This is a genomic window from Streptomyces sp. NBC_00557 (genome assembly GCF_036345995.1).
Classification (GTDB): Bacteria; Actinomycetota; Actinomycetes; order Streptomycetales; family Streptomycetaceae; genus Streptomyces.
In genome coordinates this window covers 2,838,823-2,852,595 of sequence record NZ_CP107796.1, presented here as the reverse complement: position 1 = coordinate 2,852,595, position 13,773 = coordinate 2,838,823, and the positions used below count along the sequence as shown (strand labels likewise).

The window sequence follows — 13,773 nt, the reverse complement described above, 5'->3', positions numbered from 1 at the left end:
CCTCCCGCGCCCGGGTGACGTACCGCACCACACGGGACCGCACCATACGGGTTGACCTGCGCTTCTTCCTCCGCGCCGGGTGTATGCGTCCTCGGCTGTCAGTGGCCGCCGCTAGCCTCTTTCGACATGCCCGCCCGTATCACCGACCCCGAGCAGCTCAAAGAGCTCCTCGGCATCCCGTTCACCCCGGAGCAGACGGCCTGCATCACCGCGCCGCCCGCCCCGCAGGTGATCGTGGCCGGAGCCGGTTCGGGCAAGACCACCGTGATGGCCGCGCGCGTCGTCTGGCTGGTCGGCACCGGCCAGGTCGCCCCCGAGCAGGTCCTCGGCCTGACCTTCACCAACAAGGCGGCCGGTGAGCTGGCCGAACGCGTCCGCAAGGCGCTGATCAAGGCCGGCGTCACCGATCCGGACGCCCTCCCGTCACCCGACCGCCATCCCGCGACGGCGGCGCCCGGCGCCGACTTCTTCCGGCCGGACCCGGACAACCCGCCGGGCGAGCCGCTGATCTCCACGTACCACGCCTTCGCCGGCCGCCTCCTCACCGACCACGGCCTGCGTCTCGGCCTGGAGCCCACCTCCCGGCTCCTCGCCGACGCCACCCGCTACCAGCTCGCCGCGCGCGTGCTCCGCGAGGCCCCCGGCCCCTACCCCGCGCTGACCCGCTCCTTCGCCGACCTGGTCAGCGACCTGCTCGCCCTCGACTCCGAACTCGCCGAGCACCTCGTCGAGCCCGAGGAACTGCGTGCCTGGGACGCGGATCTGCTGCACACCCTCCAGGGCGCCAAGCTCACCAACGCCGACCTGCGCAAGGTCCCCGAGACGGCCGCCGCCCGCCGCGAACTGGCCGACCTCGTCCGCCGCTACCGGACGGCCAAACGCGAGCGCGACCTGCTCGACTTCGGCGACCAGATCGCCCTGTCCGCCCGCCTCGCCCGCATCCCCGAGGTCGGCCGGCTGCTGCGCGAGGAGTTCCGCGTGGTCCTCCTGGACGAGTACCAGGACACCTCCGTGGCCCAGCGCGTCCTGCTGGCGGGCCTCTTCGGCGGCGGCACGGGCCATGCCGTGACCGCGGTCGGCGACCCCTGCCAGGCGATCTACGGCTGGCGCGGCGCCTCCGTCGCCAACCTGGACGACTTCCCCGCGCACTTCCCGCACGCCGACGGCCGCCCCGCCACCCGGCAGGCGCTCAGCGAGAACCGCCGCAGCGGCGGCCGCCTCCTCGACCTCGCCAACGGTCTCGCCGAACCGCTGCGCGCCATGCACGCGGGCGTGGAGGCCCTTCGCCCGGCCTCCGGCGCCGAGTACGACGGCATGGTCCGCTGCGCCCTGCTGCGCACCCACGCCGAGGAACTCGACTGGCTCGCCGACTCCATCGCCCACCTCGTGCGCACGGGCACACCCCCCGGCGAGATCGCCGTGCTGTGCCGTACGGCCACCGACTTCGCCGAGATCCAGGGCGCCCTCGTGGCCCGGGACGTCCCCGTCGAGGTGGTCGGCCTGTCCGGGCTGCTGCACCTGCCCGAGGTCGCCGACCTCGTCGCGGTCTGCGAGGTCCTGCAGGACCCGGGCGCCAACGCCTCCCTGGTGCGTCTGCTGACCGGACCACGCTGGCGCATCGGCCCCCGCGACCTCGCCCTGCTGGGCCGCCGCGCCCGCCTGCTGGTCGCCCACGCGCGCGTGGACGGCGCCGACGACCCGGACCGCCGGCTCGCCGCCGCCGTCGAAGGCGTCGATCCGGCCGAGGTGATATCGCTCGCGGACGCCCTCGACACCTTCCTCGAAGCGCCCATGGACGCCGAGGCGGACGACGACGGGCTGCCGTTCTCGCCGGACGCGCGCGTGCGCTTCGCCCGCCTGGCCGCCGAGCTGCGCGACCTGCGCCGCTCGCTGTCCGACCCGCTGATGGACGTGCTCCACCGCGTCCTCGCCGTCACCGGCCTGGAGGTGGAGCTGTCGGCGTCCCCGCATGCCCTGGCCGCACGCCGCCGCGAGACGCTGTCCAACTTCCTGGACGTCGCCGCCTCCTTCGCGGCGAGCGACGCGGAGGCCACCCTCCTCGCCTTCCTCGGTTTCCTGCGCACCGCCGCGCAGTACGAGAAGGGCCTCGACAACGCGCTCCCGGGCGGCGAGAACACCGTCAAGGTGCTCACTGCCCACAAGTCCAAGGGCCTGGAGTGGGACGTCGTGGCGGTTCCCGGCCTGGTCAAGGGCACGTTCCCCAGCGCGCAGGGCCGCGAGAAGTGGACGGCGCAGGCAAAGGTGGTGCCGCACGCCCTGCGCGGCGACAGCGACACCCTGCCCGACGTCGACAGCTGGGACGCGCGCGGCATGAAGGCCTTCCACGAGGCCATGAAGGACCACCAGCACACCGAGGAACTCCGCCTCGGCTACGTCACCTTCACCCGGCCCCGCTCCCTGCTGCTCGGCTCCGGCCACTGGTGGGGGCCCAGCCAGAAGAAGCCGCGCGGCCCCTCCGGCTTCCTCCAGGCCCTGCACGACCACTGCGTCGCCGGGCACGGCGAGATCGAGGCCTGGGCGGAGGAGCCCGCCGAGGACGAGGAGAACCCCGCGCTGCACAGGGCCGGCGCCGACCAGGTGTGGCCGCTGCCGCTGGACGCCGACGCCCTGGCCCGCCGCCGCGCGGCCGCCGAGACCGTCCTCGCCCACCTGGACGCCCTCGCCGCCCCTGGCAGCGGCCGCCCGCCCTCCGCCCACGACACCGCCGTCCCCGACGACCCGGAGTGGCCCCCGCCCCCGGACGACGACCCCTACGACGACCCGTACGCGGACAGTGACACTCCGTACGGCGAAGCCGACTTCCCGTACGACGAGCAGCCGTACGCCGACGCCGGTTTCCCGTACGACGACCTGCCGTACGAAGAGGGCAGCACCGGCGTGCCGTACGGCGAGACCGCCGCCGGTGCCGACGAGGAACCGCCGTACGCCACGCCCGCCCCTGCCCCGGACGGCCCGGCCGAGCCGGAAGCCCGGAGCGCAAACCGGCCCACCGTCCCGCACCAGGCGCCCGCCCCGGGGCGCGGCGAGCCCCCCGCCGAGTCGCGACGCCCGGCCGGACTCACCCCTGAGGAGGCCCGTACCGTCGCCTCCTGGGACCGTGATCTGGACGCGCTGACCGGAGAGCTGCTGCGCGCCCGGCAGGCCGTCACCGAGGTCCCGTTGCCCGCCACGCTCACCGCGTCCCAGCTGCTGCGCCTGGCCGAGGACCCCGACGGGCTCGCACAGGAACTCGCACGCCCCATGCCACGCCCCCCGCAACCGGCCGCGCGCCGGGGCACCCGTTTCCACGCCTGGGTCGAATCCCGCTTCGAGGAACTGACACTGCCCCTGCTCGAGCCCGACGAGCTGCCCGGCAGCGACGCCGAGATCGCCGACGAACACGACCTGGAGGCGCTGAAGGAGGCATTCGAACGCACCGAGTACGCCCGGCGCACCCCCTACCGGGTCGAGGCGCCCTTCCAGCTCACCCTCGCCGGCCGTGTCGTACGCGGCCGCATCGACGCCGTCTACAAGCACGGCGACGGTGACACGGCCACGTACGAGATCGTCGACTGGAAGACCGGCCGTACCCGCAGCGCCGACCCGCTCCAGCTCGCCGTGTACCGGCTGGCCTGGGCCGAGCAGCAGGGCGTCCCGCCCGAGTCGGTCACGGCCGCCTTCCTGTACGTACGCACCGGCGAGGTGGTACGGCCGCAGGATCTGCCGGACCGGGCCGCGCTGGAGCGGCTTCTCGGCGACGGCACCGGAGCGGAAGACTCCGAAACGGCGCACCGTGTGGTCTGAGTGTGACGAACCGCCCGCCGAGGATGTCGGTGCGGGCCGATAGGCTCGTGAGCATGAGCCAGACCCCGGACAGCGCCGTCCGCACGTACATCGAACAGCACCGCGCCGCCTTCCTCGACGACCTCGCCGCATGGCTGCGCATCCCCTCCGTGTCGGCCCAGCCCGACCACGCCCCCGATGTACGGCGCAGCGCCGACTGGCTCGCCGCCAAGCTCAAGGAGACCGGCTTCCCCACCGCCGAGGTCTGGCAAACCCCCGGCGCCCCGGCCGTCTTCGCCGAGTGGCCCTCGGACGACCCCGAGGCGCCCACCGTCCTCGTCTACGGCCACCACGACGTGCAGCCCGCCGCCCGCGAGGACGGCTGGGACAGCGACCCCTTCGAACCGGTCGTCCGCGGAAACCGCCTCTACGCGCGCGGGGCCGCCGACGACAAGGGCCAGGTGTTCTTCCACACACTCGGCGTCCGCGCCCACCTCGCCGCCACCGGCCGCACAGCCCCCGCGGTCCACCTGAAGCTGCTGATCGAGGGCGAGGAGGAGTCCGGCTCCCCGCACTTCCGCGCCCTGGTCGAGGAGCACGCGGCACGGCTCGCCGCCGACGCCGTGGTCGTCTCCGACACCGGCATGTGGTCCGAGGACACCCCGACCGTCTGCACCGGCATGCGCGGCCTCGCCGAGTGCGAGATCCGGCTGTACGGCCCCGACCAGGACATCCACTCCGGCTCCTTCGGCGGCGCCGTACCCAACCCGGCCACGTCCGCCGCCCGCCTGGTCGCCGCCCTGCACGACGAGCACGCGCGCGTGGCCATCCCCGGCTTCTACGACGGCATCGTCGAGCTGACCGACCGCGAGCGCGAGCTGTTCGCCGAGCTGCCCTTCGACGAGGAGCGCTGGCTGGAGACCGCCAAGTCCCGAGCCACCCACGGCGAGGCCGGATACAGCACCCTCGAACGCATCTGGGCCCGCCCGACCGCCGAGGTCAACGGCATCGGCGGCGGCTACCAGGGCCCCGGCAGCAAGACGATCATCCCGTCCTCGGCCATGGTGAAGCTGTCCTTCCGGATGGTCGCAGGCCAGGACCCCGAGCACCTCGAGAAGGCCGTCCGCGCCTGGGCCGAGGAGCAGGTGCCCGCCGGGATCCGGCACGAGATCCACTTCGGTGCGGCCACCCGTCCGTGCCTGACCCCGCTCGACCACCCCGCGCTGCAGTCCGTGGTCCGCGCCATGGGCCGCGCCTTCGGAAAACCGGTCCGCTTCACCCGCGAAGGAGGCTCCGGACCCGCCGCCGACCTGCAGGAAGTGCTTGGCGCCCCGGTGCTCTTCCTGGGCATCTCCGTCCCCTCCGACGGCTGGCACGCCCCGAACGAGAAGGTGGAGCTGGACCTCCTCCTCAAGGGTGTCGAGACCAGCGCCTACCTCTGGGGCGACCTGGCCGAGCACTGGCGCACCGCGCCCTGACCGGCCGGCGCCGTACGGGAGGGCACCGTGCGCGGGGCACACTGGAAGGACCGTCCCGCCCGCCCGGCCCGGTGGCCTGCCGCCCACGTCCCGCCGAACCGCCCGCCGAACGAACCGCCGCACTGGGGGATTGGAAGCATCCGTGACCACCTGGACCGACGACACCGCCGACCGACCCATCTCGCTGACCGCCCCGAGCGGCATCGACCGCGCCGCCCACCACCGGCTCGACGAGGCCTGGCTCGCGGCGGCGTGGAGCCACCCCACGACCCGCTGCTTCGTGGTCTCCGGCGGCCAGGTGCTCATCGACGAGACACCGGACGGCCGGACCGAACTCGTCATGACGCCGTCGTTCGAGGCCCCGCTCACCGAGGCGCACCGCTACTTCCTCGGCATCGACGAGGACGGCGTCAGCTACTTCGCGCTGCAGAAGGACTCGCTGCCCGGCCGCATCGACCAGTCCGCCCGCCCCGCCGGGCTGCGTGAGGCAGGCCTGCTCCTCTCGGCCCGCGACATCGGGCTGATGGTGCACGCGGTCGGCCTGGAGAACTGGCAGCGCACCCACCGCTTCTGCTCCCGCTGCGGCGAACGCACGGTCATCGCCGCCGCCGGCCACATCCGCCGCTGCCCGGCCTGCGGCGCCGAGCACTACCCGCGCACCGACCCGGCCGTGATCATGGCCGTGACCGACGCGGACGACCGCATCCTGCTCGGCCGGCAGGTCCACTGGCCCGAGGGCCGCTTCTCCACGCTCGCCGGCTTCGTCGAACCCGGCGAGTCCATCGAGCAGGCCGTGCGCCGCGAGGTGTCCGAAGAGGTCGGCGTCACCGTGGGGGACGTGGAGTACGTGGCCAGCCAGCCCTGGCCCTTCCCCTCCAGCCTGATGCTCGGCTTCATGGCCCGCGCCACCACCACCGAGATCGACGTCGACGGCGACGAGATCCACGAGGCCCGCTGGTTCTCCCGCGAGGAACTCCACGACGCCTTCGAGTCCGGCGAGGTGCTGCCGCCCTACGGCATCTCCATCGCCGCCCGCCTGATCGAGATGTGGTACGGCAAGCCGCTGCCGACGCGCAGCTTCGTGTGACCCGCACTCCCGTCGCCCGCGGCAGGGCCGGAACACGACAGGGCGGCCCCTGATCAGGTCAGGGGCCGCCCTGCTCGGCTGCGCTCACCGCGGACACCCGCGGGGCGTCACGCCGCGAGCTTCTGCTTCACCTGGGCGAGCGACGGGTTCGTCAGCGTCGTGCCGTCCGCGAAGAGCACGGTCGGGACCGTCTGGTTTCCGCCGTTCGCCTTCTCCACGAAAGCGGCGGACTCGGGGTCCTGCTCGATGTTGATCTCGGTGTAGGCGATGCCCTCCCGGTCCAGCTGGCTCTTCAGCCGCCGGCAGTACCCGCACCAAGTGGTGCTGTACATCGTCACAGTGCCCTGCATGTCTCTCGCGCTCCTCAGGCAGCTCGGAAAGTCGTACGGGGAGGGAACGCACGCGAGCCGCCGGCCATTCCCACCCGGGGTATCCACGCCATCCGGCCGCCGACCGTTACGGACGGGGTTTCCTGCCACCCCGGGATATCCACAGGCCGCTGTGACGCCTGCCGCATTGGTACGACTATCCGTGCCCGCCTGTGGACAACCGGCACGGCAGTCCCGGGCGACCTGGCAGCATGGCCGTGTGACAGCAGCAACGCACTCCACCCTCTTCCCGCAGGCACCGGAATCCGCCGACGCGGTGCTCGACGGGCTCGACCCCGAGCAGCGCGCGGTCGCCACCGCCCTGCACGGCCCGGTGTGCGTCCTGGCCGGAGCGGGCACGGGCAAGACCCGCGCCATCACCCACCGCATCGCCTACGGCGTACGCGCCGGCATCCTCCAGCCCTCCAGCGTCCTCGCCGTCACCTTCACCAACCGCGCCGCCGGCGAGATGCGCGGCCGGCTCCGCCAGCTCGGCGCCCACGGCGTCCAGGCCCGCACCTTCCACTCCGCCGCCCTGCGCCAGCTCCAGTACTTCTGGCCGAAAGCCATCGGTGGCAGCATGCCCCGGCTCATCGACCGCAAGATCCAGCTCGTCGCCGACGCCGCCGCGAGCCTGGGCACCCGGCTCGACCGGGGCGAGCTGCGGGACGTCACCGCCGAGATCGAATGGTCCAAGGTCACCCAGACCATCCCCGCCGACTACCCGTACGCGGCCGCGAAGGCCGGCCGCGAGACCCCGCGCGACCCCGCCGAGATCGCCCACCTCTACGCGGCCTACGAAGACCTCAAGCGCGACCGCTCCGTGATCGACTTCGAGGACGTCCTGCTGCTGACCGTCGCCATCCTCCAGGACCGGCACGACATCGCCGACCAGGTCCGCGCCCAGTACCAGCACTTCGTCGTCGACGAGTACCAGGACGTCAGCCCCCTGCAGCAGCGGCTGCTGGAGCTGTGGCTCGGCGACCGCGACAACCTGTGCGTCGTCGGCGACGCCAGCCAGACCATCTACTCGTTCACCGGAGCAACACCCGACCACCTGCTCGACTTCCGCGCCCGCCACCCCGGCGCCACCGTCGTCAAACTCGTCCGCGACTACCGCTCCACCCCCCAGGTGGTCCGCCTCGCCAACGGCCTGCTCGCCCAGGCTCGCGGACGCGCCGCCGACCACCGGCTGGAACTGATCTCCCAGCGCCCCTCCGGCCCCGAGCCCGTCTACACCGAGTACACCGACGAGCCAGCCGAGGCCGAAGGCGCCGCCCGCCGCATCCGCGAGCTGATCGACGCGGGCGTCCCGGCCGCCGAGATCGCCGTCCTGTTCCGTACGAACGCCCAGTCCGAGACCTACGAGCAGGCCCTCGCCGACGCCGGCGTCCCCTACCAACTGCGCGGCGCCGAACGCTTCTTCGACCGGCCCGAGATCCGCAAGGCCGGCATCGCCCTGCGCGGCGCCGCCCGCTTCGGCGGCAACGACTCCCTGCTGAACGACGCCGTGGATCTGCCCTCCCAGGTCCGTGCCGTCCTGTCCGGAGAGGGCTGGACCACCGAGCCCCCGGCCGGCTCCGGCGCGGTCAGAGAGCGCTGGGAGTCCCTCGCCGCCCTGGTCAACCTCGCCCAGGACCTCGCCGCCGCCAGACCCGGCGCCACCCTCGCCGACTTCGTCGCCGAACTCGACGAGCGGGCGAACGCCCAGCACGCCCCCACCGTCCAGGGCGTCACCCTCGCCTCCCTGCACGCGGCCAAAGGCCTGGAATGGGACGTCGTCTTCCTCGTCGGCATCGCCGAGGGCATGCTGCCCATCAGCTACGCCCGAACGGACGAGCAGATCGAGGAGGAACGCCGGCTCCTGTACGTCGGCGTCACCCGGGCGCGGGAACGGCTGCATCTTTCCTGGGCGCTGTCCCGCTCGCCCGGCGGCCGGCCCAACCGCAGACCGAGCCGCTTCCTCGACGGGCTGCGCCCCGGCACCACCGCCACCGTCGGCCACACAGGCGCCGCCACCACCGGAGGCGTCGAGCACGGAACGGCCGGAAGCACCACCCCGGCCCCCCGGCGCGCCCAGCGCAGCCCCGCCCGCTGCCGGGTCTGCGGCCGCACCCTCACCGACGCCGGCGAGATGAAGCTGATGCGCTGTGAGGACTGCCCCTCGGACATGGACGAAGCACTCTACGAACGGCTTCGGGAGTGGCGTGCGGTTCAGGCCGAGCGCACCGGACAGCCCGACTTCTGCGTGTTCACCGACCGCACCCTCATGGCCATCGCCGAGGCGCGGCCGGAAAATCCCGCCGAACTCTCCCGCATCCCAGGGGTCCTCAGCCGCAAGCTGCGCAGCTACGGACCCGACGTTCTGGCCATCTGCGCAGGCCAAGACACCGGGGACGGAGACGAGGACGACTGATGCGAACTCGTCGAAAAAATAGTTTGCGCGGGCCCGGCAATCCCCATAGGTTCTAGGCACGGAAGCGGCGGCCTTCTCCAAGGCCCCGGTTCCGTGATGTACTTGCACATCCGAACGGACTGGCTCACCCCAGTCCCCAAGACGCCGAGAGGAGGCGAGTCCAGTGATCAGCATCAACACCAGCACCACCAGCACGGCCAAACTGACCGATCGCTCGGCCGTCTCCCTGTGCATGCTCGGCGCCTCCCACCAGGGCACCGGTCTGTCCGGCATTCGTGCCGTCCGTCCGGCGTCCTCCCACGCTCTCGCGGGCCTTCCCGTCCGTGAGCGCAATGAGCGACCGACCAAGGCACTGGAAGCGGTAGCGGCACAGGCGCAGGCCTATGCCTTTGCGGCGGCCGGTGCCGGATTCCGGAAGCAGACGACGCAGCACCACCTGATGTGGGCCTTCCGTGGGCCAGAACCCTGGAGTGATCCAGCCTGATCCGATCAGGCCGGCGCCTTCAGGGCCGCGGAACCCCATCCGGGATCCGCGGCCCTTCTGTTTTCCCCGAACGGGGACGACGGAGCGAAGGGGCCTCGGGACAAGAAAAGAACCCGGTACCAAGCCGACACCCGGTCAACCGGCCGGAACGACCAGACGAGGAAAACAGACCGTGCAACTCGAAGCGCACGCCCCGTCCGTACCGCCTTCGCAAACGATCCCCCCGCCCGGCCTCACGGAGGACTCCACCTTGACTCCCCTGACCGCGCTCACCGCGCTCGACGACGCCATCGAGAACCTCGGCGTACCCGTCCCCTGCCGCTCCTACGACCCGGAGGTCTTCTTCGCCGAGTCGCCCGCGGACGTCGAGTACGCCAAGTCCCTCTGCCGCACCTGCCCGCTGATCGAGGCCTGCCTCGCCGGCGCCAAGGAGCGGCGTGAGCCCTGGGGCGTCTGGGGTGGCGAGCTGTTCGTCCAGGGTGTCGTCGTCGCCCGGAAGCGGCCGCGTGGCCGCCCGCGCAAGAACCCGGTCACGGCATGAACACCGCAGGAACGATCGACCGCCCCCTCACGCACGACCCCCAGAAGCAGGCCCCGATGAAGCCGTCCACCAACGAGCCCGCAGGCTCCGCGACCGAAGACGTCACCACCACCGGCGCGACCGAAGCGCGCCAGAACAGGACCCGAGAGATGCAACTCATGCAAGAAGCCCTGGCTCGTGCGCATATGCACGAGCGACTCCATGACGCCGCGCGGGAACGCCGGGCCGTGCGCCTGGCGGTCGCCCAGCGGATGCAGCGCCGGGCCGAGCGCGCCTCGCTGCGCGCCCGGCGCGCGCTCGCCATGGCCGTCATGCAGTAACGATCACGCCAATCGAAGCGGTGGCCTCCCGGCGCGGGAGGCGAAGTCTTCGTGACGGGGGCCGGTCCGGCCGAACGGACCGGCCCCCGCGGTGCGTTGTGCGGCGATCGGCCACCTGCGGAGTTATGGTCGCCAGGTGACGAGTCTTCCCGGAGGAAGCGATCAGAGCGGCTCCACCCCGGAGCGCCGCATCCACGTCTGCGCCCGCTGCGGCACCCCCTCCGACGGCCCCCCGCCGGCCACCTGGACCTGCTCCGTGGAGAACGGCGTCCGCCAGTACTTCTGCGACACCTGCTCCAGACAGAACCTGAGAGCGATCGAGGGGCGGCTGGACTCGGCTTGGTGGTGAACCGACTTTCCGGGGGCCCCTCCCCCTCCCCCCCCGCCCCGCCCCCCACTTCACTTCCAAGGCACAGCGTCCCCCGATCCCGCGCACCCCGGATCTATCCCGCGCGCTCTGCATCCGCGGATCTCCGGATCTCCGGATCCCCGGATCGATCGCGCGCGCTCCGGATCCCCGGATCCCCGGATCCCTGGATCCGTGATCACGCCCCCGCCGCGGACTCCTCCTCGGGCAGCTCGGCGTCCGTGTCGTCGGTGACAGCGGTGATGTCGCTCACCTCCGTAACCTCCGTGACTGCCGTGGCCTCCGTGACCCCAGTGACCTCTGTCACGTCCGTGTCCTCGGAAACGAACCCCGGCAGCCACTCCTCCAGCTCTTCGCGGAGGCGTACCGTGGCGCCGAGCTGGCACAGGACGCCGATCGTGCTCAGGGTCACCCGGTGGATCAGCAGATAGGCCGGCGGCAGGTTGAGCCGCTTGCCCAGCTGGTACGCGGGGGAGCGCGGGTCGGCGATGCGGGCGGCCTGGTTGCGCATCCAGCCGCGGCTGAAGGTGAACGCCTCGACGCGCGCCGGTTCGATGATCGGCAGCAGGTAGTCGAGGACCGCGTCCGGATCCAGCTCTATGGACTCCTTCACGAAGCCTTCCTCGCAGAGGAGTTCGTAGACCGTCTCGGCCTCGCCGTCCAGCGTCATGCGCAACGAGATGCCGATCGGCAACGGCAGTCCGCCGGGCAGCCGGTCGACGGTGCCGAAGTCCAGGACGCCCAGGCGCCAGTCGTCCTCGCCGGCCGGGCCGCCGGGCAGCAGCCGGAAGTTGCCGGGATGAGGGTCGGCGTGCAGCAGGCCGGTGCGGGCCGGGCCCGAGAACAGGAACCGGGCCAGGAGCTGCCCGGCACGGTCCCGCTGCTCGGGGGTGCCGTCCGAGATGATCTCCGACAGCGGGATGCCGTCGATCCACTCGGTGACCAGCACCTGCTCGCACTGGTGCACGACGGCCGGGACCACCACGTCGGGGTCGCCCGCGAACTCCTCCGCGTGCGCGGTCTGGGCCTGGGCCTCCAGGTCGTAGTCCAGCTCCTCGGAGACCCGGTCCCTCAGCTCGGCGATGAGCGGCTTGATGTCCATGCCCGGAATCAGCGGCCCGAGCAGTCGGGCGAAACGGCTGAGTTGGCCGAGGTCGGAGAGCAGGGCCTCGCCGGCGCCCGGGTACTGCACCTTGACCGCCACCTCCCGGCCGTCGTGCCACACGGCCCGGTGCACCTGGCCGATCGAGGCCGCGGCGGCCGGCTTGTCCTCGAACTCCTCGAACAGATCGCGCCAGTCCTCACCCAGCCGCTCCGCGAGCACCCCGTGCACCGTGCGGGTCGGCATGGGCGGCGCCGCCTCCTGGAGCTTGGTCAGCGCCGCGCGGTAGGGACCGGCGATCTCCTCGGGTAGCGCGGACTCGAAGACGGACAGGGCCTGCCCGAACTTCATCGCACCGCCTTTCAGCTCGCCCAGCACCTTGAACAGCTGCTCCGCCGTGCGCTGTTGCAGTTCCCTGCCGACGATCTCCGCGGACTCGCCCACGATCCGCTTGCCCAGCCCCCAGGTGGCCCGGCCGGCGAAGCCGAGCGGGAGCGCGGCGAGCTTGGCGGTCCGGGTGACCGCCTTCCGGGGAAGATCAGACATGCGCCCTCCAAGTCACAGTCGGCCGCGCCGCGCCCGCTGTGCGTCGTGGCGTCGACGGCCGTCGCACCGCCATTGTCGCGCGTGCCGCGCCGTCGGTTGAGGAGTGCTCCCCTTCAGGTCTGTCCGCAGCGCCGCACCCGCATGCCGGATGCGGCCGTACCGGCCGGGTCCGCCAGTCCAGAGCAGGGCTGGAGACCTCCCAGCGAGTGCCGGTGCCGGACGGTGCGTGCCCGTCGAGGAAGGCGAGCGCGTGTGCCGCGGCCAGACCCGCGACCGCTGTGGCCAGCGTCACATCGCAGGCCTCGACGCGGCGCGACCTGGCGCACCGCCACTGGGCGGTCAGCCGGGGCCAGGCAGGATCCCGGTCCGTGCGGTCGAGGTGCAGGCAGCCGGCGCAGCCGGATTCACCGGGCAGGACGAGCGGCCCGACGACACCGGTGCCCTCGACGACGCCCGCGTACAGATGAGGTGTGCCGGAGGCCATGAGCGGCTCGGCGTCGGCCGGGTCGGGGGCATGCACGGCCACCTCGTCGCGGGGCGTGAGGATCACCAGGGCGTGCCCGGGGTCCGGGGCACCGGATCCGGGGAAGTGGGCGCCGGATCCGGGGGAGTGGGCGCGGCGCGGTGGGCGGTCGGGTGCCGCGCGGCGCACCGCGGCCCGGGCCGCGGTGTCCCGGCGCTCGCCGACCGAATCGGCGGGCAGCCCGCCCGGCGCCACGTCCCACGGTTCCACGCGGCCGGTGTCGCGCACGTCGACCTCGCCGACCCCGGCGCCCGACAGCACCGATGCCAGGAGTGCGCCGACCCGCCCCGCGCCCCGTACCTGCACGCGCAGGGCGCGGCGGGCGGCCAGCCGGGCGAGCGCGCCGCCCGGCTCGGCCGTGGTCAGGGACAGCGCGGCGAGGTCGGGGCGCAGCCGTCGCAGGGCGTCCGTCCTCTGGCGCAGCGCGTCCGCCGCGGGTCCGCCGCCGCGCGCGTCGTCGATCAGGCCTGCCCGGGTCAGCCGCTCCAGCAGGGTGTCGACCTGGCCGGCGGGGAGGTTCATGCGGCGGCCTTCCTCGCGCAGCAGCGGCAGCCCGCGTGTGCCGTTGAACAGCTCCAGGAGGTCGCGTGTCGCCGAGTCCATCGGCCCCAGTGTCAGGGCGTGCGCGGGCGTCATCCCGAACTGGACGGTGTCGCGGTCACGCCAGCCGCGCCGCAGGGCGGGTTTCACCACCGGATGCATGACGGTCCCCCGTATCCGTTGAAAGCATCCCGGAGCATCTGGAACGTCCGGAACTT

Annotated in this window: 11 protein-coding genes; 8 read left to right on the top strand and 3 right to left on the bottom strand. The window is 72.7% G+C overall.

Features of this window, described 5'->3' with window-relative positions; genetic code table 11:
• The first annotated feature begins 126 nt into the window (after positions 1-126).
• From OG956_RS11840 to nudC, 3 genes are all read left to right on the top strand, one after another.
• Positions 127-3,804, top strand: a complete 3,678-nt coding sequence (locus OG956_RS11840; RefSeq protein ID WP_330337921.1) for an ATP-dependent helicase — start codon at positions 127-129, stop codon at positions 3,802-3,804.
• A 53-nt stretch (positions 3,805-3,857) separates the two neighbouring features.
• Positions 3,858-5,261 carry a dipeptidase gene (locus tag OG956_RS11835; protein WP_330337920.1) on the top strand — a complete coding sequence of 468 codons (1,404 nt, stop codon included), beginning with the start codon at positions 3,858-3,860 and terminating at the stop codon, positions 5,259-5,261.
• Between the two features lie 142 nt (positions 5,262-5,403).
• Complete coding sequence (gene nudC / locus OG956_RS11830; RefSeq protein WP_330337919.1) at positions 5,404-6,348, top strand: NAD(+) diphosphatase; 945 nt, start codon at positions 5,404-5,406, stop codon at positions 6,346-6,348.
• Positions 6,349-6,455: 107 nt separating this feature from the next.
• Here nudC and OG956_RS11825 read toward each other — a convergent pair whose 3' ends face one another.
• Entirely contained in the window at positions 6,456-6,698 is a 243-nt protein-coding gene (locus tag OG956_RS11825; protein WP_330337918.1) for a mycoredoxin, read from the bottom strand.
• 181 nt (positions 6,699-6,879) lie between these two features.
• Between OG956_RS11825 and OG956_RS11820 the strand changes: the two genes are divergently transcribed.
• The 5 genes from OG956_RS11820 to OG956_RS11800 all read left to right on the top strand — a co-directional run bounded on the left by OG956_RS11820 (position 6,880) and on the right by OG956_RS11800 (position 10,826).
• Positions 6,880-9,132, top strand: a complete 2,253-nt coding sequence (locus OG956_RS11820; protein ID WP_330337917.1) for an ATP-dependent DNA helicase UvrD2 — start codon at positions 6,880-6,882, stop codon at positions 9,130-9,132.
• A 163-nt stretch (positions 9,133-9,295) separates the two neighbouring features.
• Complete coding sequence (locus OG956_RS11815) at positions 9,296-9,616, top strand: hypothetical protein (protein WP_330337916.1); 321 nt, start codon at positions 9,296-9,298, stop codon at positions 9,614-9,616.
• Positions 9,617-9,788: 172 nt separating this feature from the next.
• Positions 9,789-10,157: a WhiB family transcriptional regulator gene (locus tag OG956_RS11810; protein ID WP_023546912.1), complete on the top strand. Its 369-nt coding sequence runs from the start codon at positions 9,789-9,791 to the stop codon at positions 10,155-10,157.
• The gene (locus OG956_RS11805) at positions 10,154-10,477 is read left to right on the top strand and encodes a hypothetical protein (protein WP_330337915.1); all 324 of its coding nucleotides are present in this window, start codon (positions 10,154-10,156) and stop codon (positions 10,475-10,477) included. Before OG956_RS11810 ends, OG956_RS11805 begins: the two co-directional genes overlap by 4 nt.
• A 136-nt stretch (positions 10,478-10,613) precedes the next feature.
• Entirely contained in the window at positions 10,614-10,826 is a 213-nt protein-coding gene (locus tag OG956_RS11800; RefSeq protein WP_330337914.1) for a hypothetical protein, read from the top strand.
• A 196-nt stretch (positions 10,827-11,022) separates the two neighbouring features.
• Here OG956_RS11800 and OG956_RS11795 read toward each other — a convergent pair whose 3' ends face one another.
• Together OG956_RS11795 and OG956_RS11790 are read right to left on the bottom strand one after the other, a co-directional pair.
• The gene (locus OG956_RS11795; RefSeq protein WP_330337913.1) at positions 11,023-12,492 is read right to left on the bottom strand and encodes an ABC1 kinase family protein; all 1,470 of its coding nucleotides are present in this window, start codon (positions 12,490-12,492) and stop codon (positions 11,023-11,025) included.
• Entirely contained in the window at positions 12,485-13,717 is a 1,233-nt protein-coding gene (locus tag OG956_RS11790) for a TOMM precursor leader peptide-binding protein (protein WP_330337912.1), read from the bottom strand. The genes OG956_RS11795 and OG956_RS11790 overlap by 8 nt, the downstream gene beginning before the upstream one ends.
• Positions 13,718-13,773 lie beyond the last annotated feature (56 nt).

Coding starts and splice junctions, on each gene's coding strand:
- OG956_RS11840 (WP_330337921.1), top strand. CDS start 127: ATGCCCGCCCGTATCACCGACCCCGAGCAGCTCAAAGAGCTCCTCGGC.
- OG956_RS11835 (WP_330337920.1), top strand. CDS start 3,858: ATGAGCCAGACCCCGGACAGCGCCGTCCGCACGTACATCGAACAGCAC.
- OG956_RS11825 (WP_330337918.1), bottom strand. CDS start 6,698: ATGCAGGGCACTGTGACGATGTACAGCACCACTTGGTGCGGGTACTGC.
- OG956_RS11805 (WP_330337915.1), top strand. CDS start 10,154: ATGAACACCGCAGGAACGATCGACCGCCCCCTCACGCACGACCCCCAG.
- OG956_RS11795 (WP_330337913.1), bottom strand. CDS start 12,492: ATGTCTGATCTTCCCCGGAAGGCGGTCACCCGGACCGCCAAGCTCGCC.
- OG956_RS11790 (WP_330337912.1), bottom strand. CDS start 13,717: ATGCATCCGGTGGTGAAACCCGCCCTGCGGCGCGGCTGGCGTGACCGC.